Here is a 16,258-nt window from a genome sequence, read left to right on the forward strand (position 1 = left end):
CATGCCGGTGCCGCCGACCTGTTCGCGCCGAGTCTGCGATCAGTGCGCGAAGGGCTGCACGGTGTCGAAGTGACCACCCGGTTTGAGCTGGTCGAGGTGCTCGAGAGCGGTGATGGTGTCATCCCGCAACGCCCGGGCCAGATCGGCGGAGAATCCCTCGCGGACCACCACCCGCAGCACCGTGACGTCCTCGGCGCCCTCGGGCATCGTGTAGGCCGGCACCTGCCAGCCGGAGGCGCGCAGGGCCTGGGAGACGTCGAACTCGGTATAACCCGGATCGCCCTTGAGCCGGAAGCTGACCACCGGGATGGCCGAGCCGTCGGTGATCAGCTCGAAGTGCTCGCTGTCGCGCAACTGGTCACCGAACCAACGCGCCGTGTCCGAGAGGCAGTGCATGACCTGGGAGTATCCGGCCCGGCCCAGGCGCAGGAAGTTGTAGTACTGCCCGATCACCTGGTTGCCCGGCCGGGAGAAGTTGAGCGTGAAGGTCGGCATGTCGCCGCCCAGGTAGTTGACCCGGAACACCAGGTCCTCGGGCAGATGCTCGGCGCTGCGCCACACCACGAACCCGATGCCCGGGTAAGTGAGTCCGTATTTGTGGCCACTGACATTGATGGACACCACCCGCGGCAACCGGAAGTCCCACTGCAGGTCCGGATGCAGGAACGGGACGACGAACCCGCCGCTGGCCGCGTCGACGTGCACCGGCACATCCACCCCACCGTCGGCGGCCAGCTTGTCCAGCGCGGCGCAGATCTCGGCGATCGGCTCCAGCTCCCCGGTGAAGGTGGTGCCCAGGATGCCGACCACGCCGATGGTGTCCTCGTCGACGGCGTCGAGCACCTGCTCGGGGGTGATCACGTAGCGGCCCTCGGCCATCGGCAGATAGCGCGGCTCGACGTCGAAGTAGCGGGTGAACTTCTCCCACACCACCTGCACGTTGGAGCCCATCACCAGGTTGGGCGTGCGGCCCTTCCAGCCATCACCCACTTTCGCGCGCCACCGCCATTTCAAGGCCAGCCCGGCGAGCATCACGGCCTCGCTGGATCCGATGGTGGACACCCCGACCGCGGTGGCGGCGTCATCGTCGACCAGGTCCTCGGCGTGGAACAGGTCGGCCACCATCGCCACGCAGCGCGCCTCGATGGCGGCGGTCGCCGGGTATTCGTCCTTGTCGATCATGTTCTTGTCGAAGGTCTCGGCCATCAGCTTCTCGGCCTCGGGGTCCATCCACGTCGTGACGAAGGTGGCCAGGTTCAGCCGTGAGCTGCCGTCGAGCATCAGCTCGTCGTGGATGTAGCGGTAGGCGGCCTGCGGGTCCATCGATTCGCCCGGCAGTCGCAGCGCGGGCACCGGGTCGGTCGAGAGCCGTCCGGTGTAGGCGGGGGCGATATGCGGCGGGCGCGGGTGGTGCCTGCGGCTCATGTGTTCATCCTTTTCCGATCGTTGATGCGATGGCGGCGCGCAGGTGGGCGAGGATGCCCCCCGCGGATGTCGGGGCAGGGTTCGGTCCGGGATCGGCGGCGGCCAGCGCGGCCGCCCGGGCGTGCACGAACGCGGCCATCGCGGCGGCCTCGGCGGCCGGGACCCCCGCGGCCAGCAGCGCGCCGATGACCCCGGACAGGACGTCACCGGATCCGGCCGTGGCAGCCCAGGACTGTCCGGCGGGGTTCAGGTAGACCGGTCCGGTCGGCGAAGCGATGACGGTGACATTGCCCTTGAGCAGGACGGTGGCGCCGAGGGTTTCGGCCAGGGTGCGCGCCGCGCCGACCCGGTCGGCCCCGACGTCCGTTCCGGCCAACCGCTGGTACTCGCCCGCATGCGGGGTCAGCACCGTCGGCGCGGACCGCCCGTCCACCAGCTCGGGCGCGGCGGCCAGCAGGGTCAGCGCATCGGCGTCGACGATCACCGGGAGATCCGAGGACAGCGCGAAACGCAATGTCGCAAAAGCGCTTTCGTCGGTTCCGAGCCCGGGTCCGACCACCCAGGCCTGCACCCGGCCCACCGTGTCGGTGTCGGGGGTGGCGATGACTTCGGGCCAGTGGCTCACCACGTCATGTGCGGCGCTACCGGCGTAGCGGACCATGCCCGAGGTGGCGGCGACGGCGGCGCCGGTACTGAGGATGGCGGCACCGGGATAGGTCGCCGAACCGGCCAGCACACCGGTGACACCCTGGGTGTACTTGTCGTCGCGCGGTCCGGGGATGGGCCAGCGGGCGGCCACGTCGGCGGCCTCGAACCCGCGCAGATCCGACGGCGCGAGATCCAGTCCGATGTCGATGAGTTCGATCCGACCGCAATCCGCCAGTGCGTGTACGGGTTTCAACCCGCCAAAGGTCACGGTGACGGCCGCCTGCACATGGGGACCGTCCTCGGCGCCGGTGTGCACGTCGATCCCGCTCGGAATGTCGACGGCGACGACAGGCGCTCCGCAACCCTCGAAGACGGCCGCGGCATCGGGACGCAACCCGCCCCGGCCGGAGATGCCGACGACGCCGTCGATCACCAGATCGGTTGCCGCCGGGATGTTCTGCACCAGTCGGCCACCGGCCTTTCTGAAGGCGGCCAGCGCCGCCGGATGGGTGCGATCCGGGGAGAGCAGCACCGCGGTGGCGTGCACGCCGCGGCGACGCAGAAAGGTCGCCGCCCACAGCGCGTCGCCGCCGTTGTCCCCGGAACCGACCACCGCACAGATCCGCCGTCCGGCGACGGTGCCGAGTTCACCGGCGATGACGGTGGCGAGCCCGTAGGCGGCCCGGCGCATCAATGCTCCGTCGGGCTGAGACGCCAGCAGCGGGGCTTCGGCGGCACGGATCGCGTCGGCGGTGTGGTAGTGCCGCATCAGCTCCCGTTCCGATTCGATGTGCGCGCGCGCCAACAGGTTACGCGCACTCGGAGATCTGTGGGGCCGATCGCCGGTGTCGAGATCGAACTAACCGGTCTAATTGACTTGACAGGTTATGCAATCTGGAGTTGACTCGGGATAACCGTTAAACGGCTTAGAAAGGTTAGACATGGTCACCCACCATCGATACGCCCAGATCGCCGGACGACAGCTGTTCTACCGGGAAGCCGGGCCGACCGGCGCGCCCACCGTCGTGCTGCTGCACGGCACGCCGGCCAGCTCGCACATGTACCGCAATCTGATCCCCGCGCTGGCCGACCGTTATCACGTGATCGCCCCCGACTATCCCGGCTTCGGCCATTCCGAGGTTGCCGGAGTCGACGCGTTCGACTACACCTTCGACGCGCTCGCCGACCACGTCGACGCCCTGCTCGACCATCTCGGGGTGAACCGCTACGCGATCTATGTCCAGGACTACGGCGCCCCGGTCGGCTGGCGGCTCGCATTGCGCCACCCGGCGCGGATCGCAGCGGTGATCACCCAGAACGGCAACGCCTACGTCGAGGGCTTCGTGGGCGATGCGATGGAGCCACTGTTCGCCTACGGCCGGGACCGGTCGGCGTCCAACGCGGCAGCGCTACGCGAGCTGCTCACCCTGGATGGATTCAAATGGCAATACACCCATGGTGTTTCAGATCCCAGTGTGGTCGATCCCGACGTCTGGATCAACGCGTACACCGCGGTCGCCTCGTCCGAAGAACGCATCGATGCCCAGCTTCAGCTGTTCGCCGACTACCAGAGCAATGTCGAGCTCTATCCCGCCGTGCACGAGTACTTCCGGACCAGCGGGGTGCCGCTGCTTGCCGTCTGGGGCCGCAACGATCAGATCTTCGGCCCCGCCGGGGCGCTCGCGTTCAGCCGCGACCTGCCACAGGCCGATATCAACCTGCTCGACGGCGGCCACTTCCTGCTGGAGAGCCGTCTGGCCGAAACGGTGGCGCTGATCCGACCGTTCCTGCAACGGCACCTGTCAGCGCAACTCGACAGCGCCGAAGAAACGGCGTGAGCGCTCGGCGATGCGGTCCGGGAACTCGCCGCTGACCGCATGGGAGGCGTCCGGCCACAGCTCGACCTGTCCCGTCGCCAGCAGCCCTCGAGCCCGGTCCGCCGCCCGCGCGGGGTGATGAATCACGCTGCGGCCGGCAATAATCGCCAGCACCGGCAGCGAGAGCGCGCGCAGCGCGTCGTCAGCGAACACCCGTGGCGCCGGCTGGCGCACCACGAATCCCCTTGCTGCGGCGTCCAACAGCTCGGCCTCGGGCAGGGTCTCGTCGACCGGGGCGCCGCCGGCCAGCCAGCTCATCACGCGACGGCGCAGCCCGCCCGGAAACCTCGGCACCACCAGTGCGATCGACGCGATCACCGCTTTCGCGGGGACGCGCCCGAAGGTCATCGCGGGGTCCAACACCATGATCGAGGCGATTCGGTCCGGCGTACGTACCGCAGCATTGACGGCCAGCCACCCACCCATCGACACCCCGAGCAGATGCACCCGCGCCAACCCCAGCCCCGCGATCACCTCATCCAGCCAGCGAGCCTCGTCAGCCGCATCGGCGATCGGCCCGGACTGCACCGACAGCCCGGCGTCGCCGAGCAGGTCCAGGCTGAACACGGTTCGCTGCGCGACCAGCGAGGCGAGGTTGGTGCGCCACATCGGGCTGCCCGAGCCGCGCCCGGGCAGCAACAGCACCGGGGTCGGGCCGGCCGGGCCGTCGTACCGGTAGACGCGGACGGCGCCCAGACCGGTGGGCACATCGAACTGGGCGCTGAAGGCGGGTGCGGCGGCGCGATAGGCGTCCAGGTAGCGCGTGAACGCATCCTGGCTGACGAAATGTCCGATGCGCTGCCGGGACGCGATGTTCACCGCGGGGATCACGAGTTCGATACCGGCCAGATTAGTGGGCTCGCCCTGATTAGAGTGGCCGTCCATGACCTACGGCTACCCCGCGCCTCCGCCGGCCAAGCGCCCGATCTCCGGCGTCGACCTCGCGGTGTCGATCACGGCGCTGGTGCTCACCGTCGCCGGCGGCGCCGTAGCGGGCTTCTTCGGAATCTTCTTCATGGCCTTCACCGATCATTGCCCACCCGAGAGCTGCGATATCGACGCCGGCGTGGCCGCCATGTTCACCGGCTTCACCGCGGCGGCGCTGTTGTGGATCGCCGGCACGGTGCTGACCGTCATACGGCTGATACGGCGTTGCACCGCATGGACGTTCGCGATCGGCACGCTGGCACTGTGCGCGGCGGCGTGCGTCGCGGGCATCGGCGGCTATCTCGTCGCGGTCGGCGGATAACACGCGGACTTCCGCCGGAACGCGGGTCCGGGATCAGGGCTCGACGGTCACCTTGATGGCCTCGCCCTTCTTGACGATGTCGAAGGCATCGAGCACGTTCTCCAAGGGGATGCGGCGGGTGATGAGGTCCTTGACCGGAACCTGCCCGGTGGAGATGTACTGCAGGGCGCGCTTGTTGTGCTCGGGCGCGGATCCGTTGGCTCCGTGGATGTGCAACTGGCGATAGTGCACGACATTGGAGTCGCAGGTGATGGTGGGATCGGTCTTGGGCAGCCCGCCGAAGAACGAGATGCGGCCGTTGCGGGCGGCCATCGCGATGGCCTGCTCCTGGGCGACATTGGCTGCGGTTGCGGTGATCACGATGTCCGCGCCTCGACCGCCGGTGAGTTCCATGACCTTCTCCACCACGTCGACATCGGCGGCGTTGATGACACCGTCGGGGTTGACGGCGTCGGCCGACATCTTGAGCCGGGCGTCGTTGACGTCGACGAGGTAGATAGGACCGCACTTGTGCACGCCGCGCGCGATGCGGATGTGCATGCAACCGATGGGGCCCGCACCGAAGACCACGACGGTGTCGCCCTCCTCGATGCCGAGCAGCTCCTGGGCGTTGATGGCGCAGGCGAACGGTTCGGCGGCCGAGGCCTCGTCGAAACCGACGTTGTCCGGGATCTTGTTCAGCCCGTCGACCTTGAGTACCTGCTTGGGCACGATCATGAATTCGGCGAAGCCACCGTCGTACTGGTAACCCATCGAGGTCTGGTTCTGGCACACCGCCATCCAGCCCTTGCGGCACTCGTGACACTCGCCGCACGGGACCGCGGCGATCACCTGGACGCGGTCGCCCACCGACCAGTCGCTGCCGTAGGTCGCGTTGACGTCGGCGCCGACCTCCACGACCTCGCCGGCGATCTCGTGGCCGATGGTGCGCGGTGGCGTCAGGTTCTGGTGCCCGTTGTGGAAGATCTTGACGTCGGTGCCGCAGGTGGAGCAGTTACGCACCCGCAGTTTGACCTCGTCGGGGCCGCATTGCGGCTCCGGCACGTCCTCCAGCCGGACATCCTCGGGGGCGTAGAAACGCAGGGCTTTCATGGGCTGTCCTTCCGGTTGTCGGCCATTCCAAGGAGCTGCTGTGTCAGCACTCTAACCCCAATGTGGTCATAAAACCACAAAATTGGCTGCCCGTTTTTGCCCATATCCCTTGCATTTCTGCCCGAGTGTGCGTATTACTAGATGTGCATGTGACCGGCATCACCCATCTGCCGGCGGAATCGGAGGTCATCGGATGTCCACTGTCGAAGCGTCTGCCGCGGCGTCCCCGCAGACCGGCATGCGGGTGCGCGTACAGAAATTCGGCACCGCGCTGTCGAACATGGTCATGCCCAATATCGGCGCGTTCATCGCGTGGGGCCTGATCACCGCACTGTTCATCGAGCAGGGCTGGTTGCAGGCGATCTTCGCGGGTCTGCGGGACCCCGACGGCTGGGTGGCCAAGATCGGTGGGTGGGGCGCCTACGACGGCGCCGGGATCGTCGGCCCGATGATCAGCTACCTGCTGCCGTTGCTGATCGGCTACACCGGCGGCCGGATGGTCCACGGCAACCGCGGCGCGGTGGTCGGTGCGATCGCCACCATGGGTGTGGTCGCCGGCGCCGACGTGCCGATGTTCATGGGCGCCATGATCATGGGCCCGCTCGGTGGGTGGGCCATGAAGAAACTGGATGCCCTGTGGGAGGGCAAGATCCGGCCCGGCTTCGAGATGCTGGTCGACAACTTCTCCGCGGGCATCCTCGGCATGATCCTGGCGATCTTCGGTTTCTTCGGCATCGGCCCGATCGTCTCGTCGTTCACCCGGCTGGCCGGCAATGCGGTCGATTTCCTGGTCGACAACAACCTGTTACCGCTGACCTCGATCCTGATCGAGCCGGCCAAGGTGCTGTTCCTCAACAACGCCATCAACCACGGCGTGCTGACCCCGCTGGGCACCACCCAGGCGCTGGAGACCGGCAAGTCGGTGCTGTTCCTGCTGGAGGCCAACCCCGGCCCCGGCCTCGGGCTGCTGCTGGCCTACACGTTCTTCGGCCGCGGTGTCGCCCGCGCCTCGGCGCCGGGAGCGGCGATCATCCAGTTCTTCGGCGGCATCCACGAGATCTACTTCCCGTACGTGTTGATGAAGCCCAAGCTGATCATCGCCACCATCCTCGGCGGCATGACCGGCGTGTTCATCAACGTGCTGTTCGGGTCGGGCCTGCGGGCCCCGGCCGCGCCGGGCTCCATCATCGCGGTGTACGCCCAGACCGCCGGCGGCAGCTTCCTGGGCGTCACGTTGTCGGTCTTCGGGGCGGCCGCGGTGTCCTTCCTGGTGGCGGCCTTCCTGCTCAAGACCGACAAGGCGACCGATGAGCCGGATCTGGCCGCGGCCACCGCGTCCATGGAGTCGATGAAGGGCAAGAAGTCCAGCGTCGCCTCGGCCCTGGTCCGCGCGGGCAACGGCCCGATCAAGACCATCGTGTTCGCCTGTGACGCAGGCATGGGCTCCTCGGCGATGGGCGCCTCGGTGCTGCGCAAGAAGATCCAGCAGGCGGGATTCGGTGACGTGAAGGTCACCAATTCGGCGATCTCCAATCTGACCGACACCTATGACCTGGTGGTGAGCCACCGCAATCTGACCGACCGGGCCACCCAGAAGACCGGATCGGCGGTACACGTGTCCGTCGACGACTTCATGAGCAGCCCGCGTTACGACGAGATCGTCGAACAGCTGCGGCAGGCCAATGGCGGTGCGACCAGCGACGTCGCGGCCCCGGCCGTCGAACAGGCCTCCGCGGCCGGCGGTGACGCGCTGCCGGTGGGTTCGATCGTGCTGAACGGCACCGGCACCAGCGCCGCGCAGGCCATCGATGAGGCCGGCTCCCTGCTGGTCGCCGCCGGCGCCGTCGAGCCGTCCTATATCGGCGCCATGCACGAGCGCGAGAAGTCGGTGTCCACCTATATGGGCAACGGCCTGGCCATCCCCCATGGCACCAACGAGGCGAAGACGGCGATCCGCCGCACCGGGATCTCGTTCGTCCGCTACCCCGACCCCATCGACTGGAACGGCAAACCCGCCGAGTTCGTCGTCGGAATCGCCGGTGCCGGGGACGACCACATGGCGCTGCTGACCCGGATCGCGCATGTCTTCCTGGACAAGGACCGCGTCGCCCAACTCCGCGCGGCGACCACGGCCGAGGAAATCCAGGCCGTGCTGAACGCCGGGGAATGACACCGACCAGAATGTGACCGTGGATTCGGACAGCCGCCAGCGCCAGATCGTCGAGTTCGCCCGCCATCGGGGGCGTGTCGAGGTACCCGCTCTGGCCGAGGAGCTTCAGGTCGCGACGGAGACCATCCGTCGCGACCTGAAGGTGCTGGCGGGCCGGCGGCTGCTCAAACGGGTGCATGGCGGGGCGGTGCCGCTGGAGACGGTGGCGTTCGAGTCCGGCGTCGAGTACCGCAGCCAGGTCGATCTGGCGCAGAAGCACCGGATCGCCGGGGCGGCCGCCAATGAACTCCATGGTGCCGAAACCGTCTATCTCGATGAGGGTTTCACGCCCCGGCTGATCGCCGAACTGCTCGCCGAGCAGAACCTGACGGTCGTGACCGCCTCACTGCTGGCCGCCGAGGCACTGGCCCACAGCGGTACCGTCACGGTGCTGCTGCTGGGCGGACGGATGCGGGGCAGAACCCTTGCCACCGTCGATGAGTGGGCGCTGGAACGGCTGCGCTCACTGGTCATCGACGTGGCATTCCTGGGCACCAATGGCATCGACCTCGTGCACGGCCTCACCACCCCCGACCCGGCGGTGGCGGCGGTCAAGCACACCGCGGTGCGGGTGGCCACCCGCCGGGTGCTGGTCGCTGCGCATTCCAAGTTCGGGCAGACCAGCTTCTGCCGGTTCGCCGAGGTGTCCGATTTTCAGACCGTCGTGACCGGCACCGAGTTCCCGATCGCGCAGGCGCACCATTATGAAGCACTGGGGCCCAACGTTATTCGAGCCTGACCGGCTGTCAGAAAGGCGGTGGGTTGGCTTTGATATCGGCGCGGTTGAGTGCGCGTTCGTGGGCTATTCGGTAGGCGAGGTTTTGTGCCCGGGTGCGGGTGCGTGTGGGGGCGGCCAGGTCGCGGTGTCGGCTCGGCGGTGGCGCCGGTGGCAGCACCAGCGTGGCGGTGGGGGTATCGAGTGAGGGGAAGAACAGCGCGCCGTCGGGTCTGGTGGTGTACACCCGGCCGTTGGGTGCGGTGATCGTGATGGTGCCGTCCGGGTGTTGCTGATCGCGCCAACCCTGCGGGCCGCAGTGAAATGTCTTGATCAGATGGTGGATTCGGCAGTACAACTTGGTGTTCGAGGGGTGCGTGGTCCCGTAGGGCCATGGCACCGTGTGGTCGATATCGCAGCGCTCGGCCGCGACGTTGCAGCCCGGCCAGCGACACGTCAGATCGCGGCACCTGATGAACTCGGTGAGCGTGCGCGATGGCTGGTAGCCGCCCTCGGTTCCCAGATCGGGTGCCGCCGGCACGGGCCGGACCGTGGCCCGCGCGACCATTCTGCGGACCTGCTCGGCCGGAATCGGCCCGTACCCGGGTAGCAGGGCCGGGCGATCCGAGCGGCCCTCGACAGTGTCGCGGTCACCAAGCAGGTGGATGACGATGTGGCCGGCGGGCGCCTCGGTACCGGCGGCAGGGCAGGTGTCGTTGCCGCATTCACACGGCAACGCGGTCGCACCCAGGGCCGGCAGATCGATGGCATCGGCACGGCGTTCATCGAGCGTGCGGGGGTCATCGGGGCAGGTGGTGCGGGCCAGTTCATCGAGGCGCCGATCGAAGACTGCGCCCTTGGCGGCATCGACGCGGCCGTGGATCTCGACCATCCCGTCGCCGATCGGTTCGACGGTGATCCCCCGCTGCCGGCGTGCCTGCCGCGCCCGCCGTACGGCCTCGGGGTCCACCTCGATGACCATCCAGTCCACCAGTTCGGTGATGCGCTCATCTGAGCGCGCGTTGCATGCCGGTGCCGCCGCGGCCAGCTGCGCGTCGAGGACCGACATCACGTCGGGATCGGTGATCAGCGCGGTGCGGTGCAGGATGACCCGCAGCACCCGAAGGTCCACGGTGCCGGTGGCGAAGACCTCGGCCAATCGCGGTAACCGGGTGAGCAGGTCGCGGCCCTGGGTGATCAGGGTGCAAGCGCGGCCGCGGCTGAGCCCGAGTTCGGCACCCAGCTCGGCGGCGACCAGCTCCCAGTCATCGACGATCAGGTCCTCGAACGCATTGCCCAGCTCCGCCATCCGGGCGACCGCGAAGGTGCCCGCGGCCAGTATTTTCGCGGCCACCGCCGTGCGTTCGGCGCGCAGCTGCTCGCGTGCGGCGTCCAGTGCCGTCACCGCCTCCGTCGCCGCCTTCATGATTCGAACATACATTCGACCACCGACAAGTTCTGACACGTGAATCGAAGAACGCCTGCAACGCCCCCGCCACCAGTTCGGGCACGGTCGGACTCGCGGTCGGTATGGCCACGACCGCGAGTCCGCCGGCGATCAGATCTTGCTCGGCACCGGTACCTGGTCCACCGAGACAAGATCGCCCGGTCGCGGCCGCGACGGCCCGGTCCGCCCGTGCGTCGCGTAGATGACCAGCCCGACGAACGCCAGCCCGCCCACCAGATTGCCCAGCACGGTCGGGATCTCGTTCCACACCAGATAGTCGACGACGGTGAACTCACCGCCGAGCAGCAGCCCCGACGGGAACAGGAACATGTTCACGATCGAGTGCTCGAAACCGAGATAGAAGAACACCATGATGGGCATCCACATCGCGATCACCTTGCCGGGCAGGCTGTCCGACATCATCGCTCCGACCACACCCATCGACACCATCCAGTTGCACATGACGCCGCGCAGGAACAACGTCAGCATCCCGGCGGCGCCGTGCTCGGCGTAGCCGACCGTTCGCCCCGCGCCGATGTCCCCGATCGCCTGACCGACGGCATCCGGTTCGACGCTGAACCCGTAGGTGAAGTAGACCGCCATGAACACCGCGACGGTGAGCGCACCGAGCAGGTTACCGACGAATACCAGGCCCCAGTTGCGCAGCATCGGCTTGAGTGTCACACCCGGGCGCTTGTCCAGCCAGGCCAGCGGCACCAGCGTGAAAACCGCTGTCAAGAGGTCGAATCCGAGCAGGTGCAGCATGCAGAAGCCGACCGGGAAGAGCACCGCGCCCAGCAGCGGCTCCCCCGTCTTGACCGAGATCGTCACCGCGAAGGCCGCAGCGAGGGCGAGGATCGCCCCCGCCATGAAGGACCGGATGAGCGTGTCACGGGTGGACATGAACACCTTGGACTCGCCGGCATCGATGATCCGGACGGCGAGCTCGGCGGGTTTGACATACGACATGGGCTGATTCCTTTCGGTCGGAGTCACCACTGGTAGGGCAGGAATTTGCCGTCGATGGTCACGACGACGCGGTCTCCCCCGGGATCCGCGCGCCGCTCGAACGAGACGTTGCAGTTGATCGCGCTCATGATGCCGTCGCCGAACTCCTCATGGATCAACGCCTTGAAGGCCGGTCCGTAGACGTTGATGAGCTCCACGAACCGGTAGATCGTCGGGTCGGTCTGCAGCGCCGGGTCGGCTGTCCGGTAGGGCTGCCGCTGCAGTGCGGCAACGGTTTCCGGGCTGAGGTCGAGCAGTTCGCCGGCCGCGGCGGCTTCCTTGGCCGGCATCGGGTGGCTGCCCAGCAGGGCCGCCACCGTCCACACCAGCGGTCGGTCGATGTGGTCGGCCAGCTTCTGCCAGCTGATCCCGGTGGCCGAACGTCGTTGTTCGATCTCGGTGATGACGGGTGAGGCGGGGTCATAGACCATGCGTGGGTTCCTTTCGTGGCATGCGGCGGTGGATTGTGCTGTGGCTCCATATCACCGTGTCGACGGCGTCGTGCCCATGGCAGAAGACGCACGGAATCCGGCGTTTTGCGCAGGGCGGCCCCGAACGGCCGTCGTTTAACCGCGCCGTAACGAACGGAGAAACACCTCGAAACGCCTTGCGCCTAGCCTCGGCTCATCATCGGAAGCCAGGTGGGAGCATGGTCAACAAGACGAATCTCAGCGCGCGGCGGCTCGATGTCGGAACACTGTCGGCGGCTCTCGATATCGCGCCGACCCCGCTGTGGGTGATCGGCCCCGACGGCACAGTGGCGCTGGCGAATCAGGCAGCGCTGAGCATGCTCGGCTATCGGTCCGACGATGACGTGATCGGCGCACCCAGCCACGACACCCTGCACGAGTGGCACCCCGACGGCTCCCGCTACCCGTCGCAAACCTGTCCGATCCTCGATGGTTGCGGTTCTCCTGGCGTGACGGCACACGAATGGTTCATCTCCCGGGCCGGGCAACCCATCCCGGTCACCTGGTCGGCGAAACCACTGGGGACCGACGGCACCCGACTGCTCGCGTTCGCCGATGCGACGGAACGACTGGCCGCCCGCCCGTCCGGCATCGGCAACGAGCCCGCGCGCACCGAGTTACGGGCACGACTGCTCGCACATGTCCGCACCCGGTTCCGTGACCCGGATTTCACGGCGGCCAGGCTGGCCGCCGAGTTCCATCTCTCGCTACGCTCCGTGCAGCAGGTGTTGGCAGAGGACGGTCGCTCGCCGGCCAGCGAAATCCGGCGGCAGCGGCTGGAACTCGCGAGCACCCTGATCTCACAAGGCTCTTCGGTGAGTCACGCGGCGCGCTCCAGCGGCTTCACCGACCCGGGTACCTTCAACCGCGCCTTCCGCCGCCACTTCGGCGTCCCGCCCAGCGAATGGGCCAGGCGGGCCGGCTGAACGGTTACTCGACGGTGACCGACTTGGCCAGGTTACGGGGCTTGTCCACGTCGTAGCCCCGTGCCTGAGCCACGCCCGCGGCGAACACCTGCATGGGAATCGTCGACAGCAGCGGCTGGAAAAGCGTTGACACCGCGGGTATCTCGATCAGGTGATCGGCGAACGGCGCCACCGTGTCGTCGCCCTCCTCGGCGATGACGATCGTGACCGCACCGCGGGCCTGGATCTCGCGGATATTGCTCAGCAACTTGGAGTGCAGCATGGCCGCACTCTTGGGTGAGGGCATCACCACGATGACCGGCAGATCATCCTCGATCAACGCGATGGGGCCGTGCTTGAGCTCACCTGCGGCGAACCCTTCGGCATGCATGTAGGCCAGTTCCTTGAGCTTGAGCGCACCCTCGAGAGCCACCGGGTAGCCGACGTGGCGGCCCAGGAACAGCACCGCGGAGGCGTGGGCGTATCGCTGTGCCAGCGCGGTCACCGGCTCCATGCAGGTCAGCACGCGTGCCACCTGATCCGCCATCGCCTCCAGGTCGTGGTACTCACGGGCCACCTCATCGGCGTACTTGGTGCCGCGGGCCTGCGCCAGCGCCAGCCCGACCAGATAGTTCGCGGTCAGCTGCGCCAGGAACGTCTTGGTGGACGCCACGCCGATCTCCGGACCGGCGCGGGTGTAGAGCACCGCGTCGGCCTCGCGCGGGATCTGACTGCCGTTGGTGTTGCAGATGGCCAGCACCTTGGCCTTCTGCTCCTTGGCGTGCCGCACGGCCTCCAGGGTGTCGGCGGTCTCACCGGACTGCGAGATCGCGATCACCAGGGTGCTGCGATCCAGGACCGGGTCGCGGTAGCGGAATTCACTGGCCAGCTCCACCTCGACCGGTAGCCGCGTCCAGTGTTCGATGGCGTATTTGGCCAGCATGCCGGAGTGGTAGGCGGTGCCGCAGGCGACGATGAAGACCTTGTCGACCTCACGCAGCTCCTGGTCGGAGAGCCGCTGCTCGTCGAGCACGATCCGGCCGTCCGCGAAATGGCCCAGCAGCGTGTCGGCCACGGCGGCGGGCTGCTCGGCGATCTCCTTGAGCATGAAGTACTCGTAGCCGCCCTTCTCGGCGGCCGAGAGATCCCAGTCGATATGAAAAGGCCGGGCGTGTACGTCGTCACGGTCGCCGGCGAAGTTGTAGATCTCGTACCCACCGGCGGTGATGACCACCGCCTGGTCCTGCCCGAGTTCGACTGCCTCACGGGTGTATTCGATGAACGCCGCCACATCGGAACCGATGAACATCTCGCCGTCACCGACACCGACGACCAGGGGGGTGGAGCGGCGCGCAGCCACGATGGTGCCGGGGTCATCGGCGAAGGCGAACACCAGGGTGAAATGGCCTTCCAGCCGTCGCAGCACCGACAGCACGGAGGCGACGAAATCCCCGGCGGTGTCCCCGTCGCGGTAGGCCTGCGCGACCAGGTGCACGGCGACCTCGGAATCGGTGTCGCTGGCGAACTCGACGCCCGCGGCCTCCAACTCACCGCGCAGGACCGCGAAGTTCTCGATGATGCCGTTGTGCACGACGGCGAACTTGCCGCTGGCATCGCGATGCGGGTGCGCGTTGCGGTCGGTGGGACGCCCGTGCGTGGCCCACCGGGTGTGTCCCATACCGGTCGTCCCGCCGAGGTCGCCTGCCGCAGCGTCCTTGAGGGCCTCTTCCAGATTGGCCAACCGGCCCGCCCGGCGCTGCACGGTGAGTCCACCGGCGCCGTCGAGCAGGGCCACCCCCGAGGAGTCGTAGCCGCGGTATTCCATCCGTCGCAGCGCATCGACGACGACCTCGCAGGCAGGACGCTGCCCGACATAGCCGACGATTCCACACATAGGGGCCCAGGGTAGTGCACGGCCACGCATCCGCCACCGAGAGACATCCCACTAGTAGTATTGGTATGATTTGTACAACCAAGGAGGGGCGTGGCAGACGGCAAGTACGCGAGCACTGTTCGGGTCGGCGAGAAAGGGCAGATCGTGATTCCCAAGGCCGCGCGCGAGTTATTTGGCATCGCGCCGGGTGACACACTTCTTCTTCTGGCTGATGTGGATCGCGGCATCGCCATCGTGCGGCCTGACCTGTTCGAACAGTTCCCGGAAAGCCCCCGCTGATCGAATGCGGCCCCGGGTGGTGACCGGCGCGGCAGCACTGATCGCGATGGCTGCCACGACCTATGCGCTGAACAATCTGACCTACGCCGCCAGGCAGGCTCGGCGCGTGGCAGCTGCGGGTTTTGTCGAGAGACGGATCGCGCTGAACGGTTCGACGCTCAACTATGCCGTGGGACCCGACAACGGCCCACCACTGCTGCTCATCCACGGCCAGATCACCGACTGGCGCAGTTGGAGCCGAGTTCTTCCCGCGCTGTCACGAACCCACCACGTGTTCGCGGTCGACTGTCCCGGTCATGGTGGTTCAGATCACAACCCGTACACGTACCAGGCCGTGGCCCAGGCCGACGCCATGCGGCGTTTCCTCGCCGGTGCCGTGGGAGCGCCGTCACTTGTCGCGGGCCACTCGTCGGGCGGGTTAGTTGCAGCGATTCTGGCCGCCGACTCGCCCGAATGGGTGCGTGGCGTCGTACTCGAAGACCCGCCCTTTTTTTCGTCGGTGCTGCCCGCCGCGGAGAAGACGTTCAACTATGTCGGGCTGGCTACCGTTGCACACAACTTCCTGGCGTCCGGTCGGATCGACTTCACCAACTACTTCCTGCAGCACGCCGGCATCTGGCAACTGTTCGGCAAGTTGGCCGGCCCACTACAGCGTTCAGGCATGCGCAACCGGCTGCGCCATCCGGACAAACCGGTGCGGTTCCCGGTGTTGCCACCCTCGGTCAACGAACTGTTCCGCGCGGTCGACTGCTATGACCCTCGATTCGGAGCAATGTTTTACGACAACAGCTTTCACGATGGGTTTGACCACGCTCGGACCCTGCAACGCATCACCGTGCCCGTCGCCCTGATGCACGCGAACTGGCACCACGACAAGGATGGAGTCTTGTTGGCGGCCATGAGCGGCGCAGACGCCGCACGCGCACGGTCATTGCTGCGCGGTGCAACCTTCCACCGCGTCGACAGCGGGCACAACATCCACTTCGAGAAACCTCGCGAATTCCTCGCCGTCGTCGCGGCGCTGACACAACGGCTGTGAG

At 67.3% G+C, this 16,258-nt stretch carries 15 protein-coding genes; 7 read left to right on the forward strand and 8 right to left on the reverse strand.

What is annotated here, in order from left to right; genetic code table 11:
- Positions 1-39: 39 nt before the first annotated feature.
- The gene (gene gad, locus EXE63_RS08610; protein ID WP_168141600.1) at positions 40-1,425 is read right to left on the reverse strand and encodes a glutamate decarboxylase; all 1,386 of its coding nucleotides are present in this window, start codon (positions 1,423-1,425) and stop codon (positions 40-42) included.
- Positions 1,426-1,429: 4 nt separating this feature from the next.
- Positions 1,430-2,842, reverse strand: coding sequence for an NAD(P)H-hydrate dehydratase (locus tag EXE63_RS08615; RefSeq protein ID WP_168141601.1), 1,413 nt, complete (start codon positions 2,840-2,842; stop codon positions 1,430-1,432).
- 172 nt (positions 2,843-3,014) lie between these two features.
- Between EXE63_RS08615 and EXE63_RS08620 the strand changes: the two genes are divergently transcribed.
- Entirely contained in the window at positions 3,015-3,911 is an 897-nt protein-coding gene (locus tag EXE63_RS08620; RefSeq protein WP_168141602.1) for an alpha/beta fold hydrolase, read from the forward strand.
- Here EXE63_RS08620 and EXE63_RS08625 read toward each other — a convergent pair.
- Entirely contained in the window at positions 3,876-4,835 is a 960-nt protein-coding gene (locus EXE63_RS08625; protein WP_168141603.1) for an alpha/beta fold hydrolase, read from the reverse strand. The two genes, EXE63_RS08620 and EXE63_RS08625, sit on opposite strands and share 36 nt — an antisense overlap.
- On the opposite strand from EXE63_RS08625, the gene EXE63_RS08630 reads away from it, so the two are divergent.
- On the forward strand, positions 4,834-5,199 hold the full coding sequence (locus tag EXE63_RS08630) for a hypothetical protein (protein ID WP_168141604.1): 366 nt from the start codon (positions 4,834-4,836) through the stop codon (positions 5,197-5,199). The genes EXE63_RS08625 and EXE63_RS08630 overlap by 2 nt on opposite strands.
- Before the next feature lie 33 nt (positions 5,200-5,232).
- Here the strand turns inward: EXE63_RS08630 and EXE63_RS08635 are convergent, their stop codons facing one another.
- Positions 5,233-6,291: a zinc-dependent dehydrogenase gene (locus tag EXE63_RS08635; RefSeq protein ID WP_168141605.1), complete on the reverse strand. Its 1,059-nt coding sequence runs from the start codon at positions 6,289-6,291 to the stop codon at positions 5,233-5,235.
- Between the two features lie 193 nt (positions 6,292-6,484).
- On the opposite strand from EXE63_RS08635, the gene EXE63_RS08640 reads away from it, so the two are divergent.
- Positions 6,485-8,461, forward strand: coding sequence for a PTS mannitol transporter subunit IICBA (locus tag EXE63_RS08640; RefSeq protein ID WP_168141606.1), 1,977 nt, complete (start codon positions 6,485-6,487; stop codon positions 8,459-8,461).
- Between the two features lie 19 nt (positions 8,462-8,480).
- The gene (locus EXE63_RS08645; protein ID WP_168141607.1) at positions 8,481-9,239 is read left to right on the forward strand and encodes a DeoR/GlpR family DNA-binding transcription regulator; all 759 of its coding nucleotides are present in this window, start codon (positions 8,481-8,483) and stop codon (positions 9,237-9,239) included.
- A 7-nt stretch (positions 9,240-9,246) separates the two neighbouring features.
- Here the strand turns inward: EXE63_RS08645 and EXE63_RS08650 are convergent, their stop codons facing one another.
- The 3 genes from EXE63_RS08650 to cynS all read right to left on the reverse strand — a co-directional run bounded on the left by EXE63_RS08650 (position 9,247) and on the right by cynS (position 12,101).
- Entirely contained in the window at positions 9,247-10,641 is a 1,395-nt protein-coding gene (locus tag EXE63_RS08650; protein ID WP_168141608.1) for an HNH endonuclease signature motif containing protein, read from the reverse strand.
- A gap of 132 nt (positions 10,642-10,773) precedes the next feature.
- Positions 10,774-11,631 (reverse strand): formate/nitrite transporter family protein, encoded by an 858-nt coding sequence (locus EXE63_RS08655; protein WP_168141609.1) that lies wholly within the window; start codon positions 11,629-11,631, stop codon positions 10,774-10,776.
- A gap of 23 nt (positions 11,632-11,654) precedes the next feature.
- Positions 11,655-12,101, reverse strand: coding sequence for a cyanase (gene cynS, locus EXE63_RS08660; protein WP_168141610.1), 447 nt, complete (start codon positions 12,099-12,101; stop codon positions 11,655-11,657).
- A 218-nt stretch (positions 12,102-12,319) separates the two neighbouring features.
- On the opposite strand from cynS, the gene EXE63_RS08665 reads away from it, so the two are divergent.
- On the forward strand, positions 12,320-13,066 hold the full coding sequence (locus EXE63_RS08665; RefSeq protein ID WP_168141611.1) for a helix-turn-helix domain-containing protein: 747 nt from the start codon (positions 12,320-12,322) through the stop codon (positions 13,064-13,066).
- 4 nt (positions 13,067-13,070) lie between these two features.
- Here the strand turns inward: EXE63_RS08665 and glmS are convergent, their stop codons facing one another.
- Complete coding sequence (glmS, locus tag EXE63_RS08670) at positions 13,071-14,939, reverse strand: glutamine--fructose-6-phosphate transaminase (isomerizing) (RefSeq protein WP_168141612.1); 1,869 nt, start codon at positions 14,937-14,939, stop codon at positions 13,071-13,073.
- A 90-nt stretch (positions 14,940-15,029) separates the two neighbouring features.
- On the opposite strand from glmS, the gene EXE63_RS08675 reads away from it, so the two are divergent.
- Both EXE63_RS08675 and EXE63_RS08680 read left to right on the forward strand, forming a co-directional pair.
- Entirely contained in the window at positions 15,030-15,218 is a 189-nt protein-coding gene (locus tag EXE63_RS08675; RefSeq protein WP_168141613.1) for an AbrB/MazE/SpoVT family DNA-binding domain-containing protein, read from the forward strand.
- Positions 15,219-15,222: 4 nt separating this feature from the next.
- A complete protein-coding gene (locus EXE63_RS08680; RefSeq protein ID WP_168141614.1) occupies positions 15,223-16,257 on the forward strand; it encodes an alpha/beta fold hydrolase in 1,035 nt (344 codons plus the stop codon).
- The last annotated feature ends 1 nt before the right edge of the window (position 16,258 follow it).

It is taken from the genome of Mycolicibacterium frederiksbergense, from assembly GCF_012223425.1.
Classification (GTDB): domain Bacteria; phylum Actinomycetota; class Actinomycetes; order Mycobacteriales; family Mycobacteriaceae; genus Mycobacterium; species Mycobacterium frederiksbergense.

Coding starts and splice junctions, on each gene's coding strand:
- EXE63_RS08640 (WP_168141606.1), top strand. CDS start 6,485: ATGTCCACTGTCGAAGCGTCTGCCGCGGCGTCCCCGCAGACCGGCATG.
- EXE63_RS08635 (WP_168141605.1), bottom strand. CDS start 6,291: ATGAAAGCCCTGCGTTTCTACGCCCCCGAGGATGTCCGGCTGGAGGAC.
- EXE63_RS08665 (WP_168141611.1), top strand. CDS start 12,320: ATGGTCAACAAGACGAATCTCAGCGCGCGGCGGCTCGATGTCGGAACA.
- gad (WP_168141600.1), bottom strand. CDS start 1,425: ATGAGCCGCAGGCACCACCCGCGCCCGCCGCATATCGCCCCCGCCTAC.
- EXE63_RS08625 (WP_168141603.1), bottom strand. CDS start 4,835: ATGGACGGCCACTCTAATCAGGGCGAGCCCACTAATCTGGCCGGTATC.
- EXE63_RS08650 (WP_168141608.1), bottom strand. CDS start 10,641: ATGAAGGCGGCGACGGAGGCGGTGACGGCACTGGACGCCGCACGCGAG.
- EXE63_RS08630 (WP_168141604.1), top strand. CDS start 4,834: ATGACCTACGGCTACCCCGCGCCTCCGCCGGCCAAGCGCCCGATCTCC.
- EXE63_RS08615 (WP_168141601.1), bottom strand. CDS start 2,842: ATGCGGCACTACCACACCGCCGACGCGATCCGTGCCGCCGAAGCCCCG.
- glmS (WP_168141612.1), bottom strand. CDS start 14,939: ATGTGTGGAATCGTCGGCTATGTCGGGCAGCGTCCTGCCTGCGAGGTC.
- EXE63_RS08655 (WP_168141609.1), bottom strand. CDS start 11,631: ATGTCGTATGTCAAACCCGCCGAGCTCGCCGTCCGGATCATCGATGCC.
- EXE63_RS08680 (WP_168141614.1), top strand. CDS start 15,223: ATGCGGCCCCGGGTGGTGACCGGCGCGGCAGCACTGATCGCGATGGCT.
- EXE63_RS08620 (WP_168141602.1), top strand. CDS start 3,015: ATGGTCACCCACCATCGATACGCCCAGATCGCCGGACGACAGCTGTTC.
- cynS (WP_168141610.1), bottom strand. CDS start 12,101: ATGGTCTATGACCCCGCCTCACCCGTCATCACCGAGATCGAACAACGA.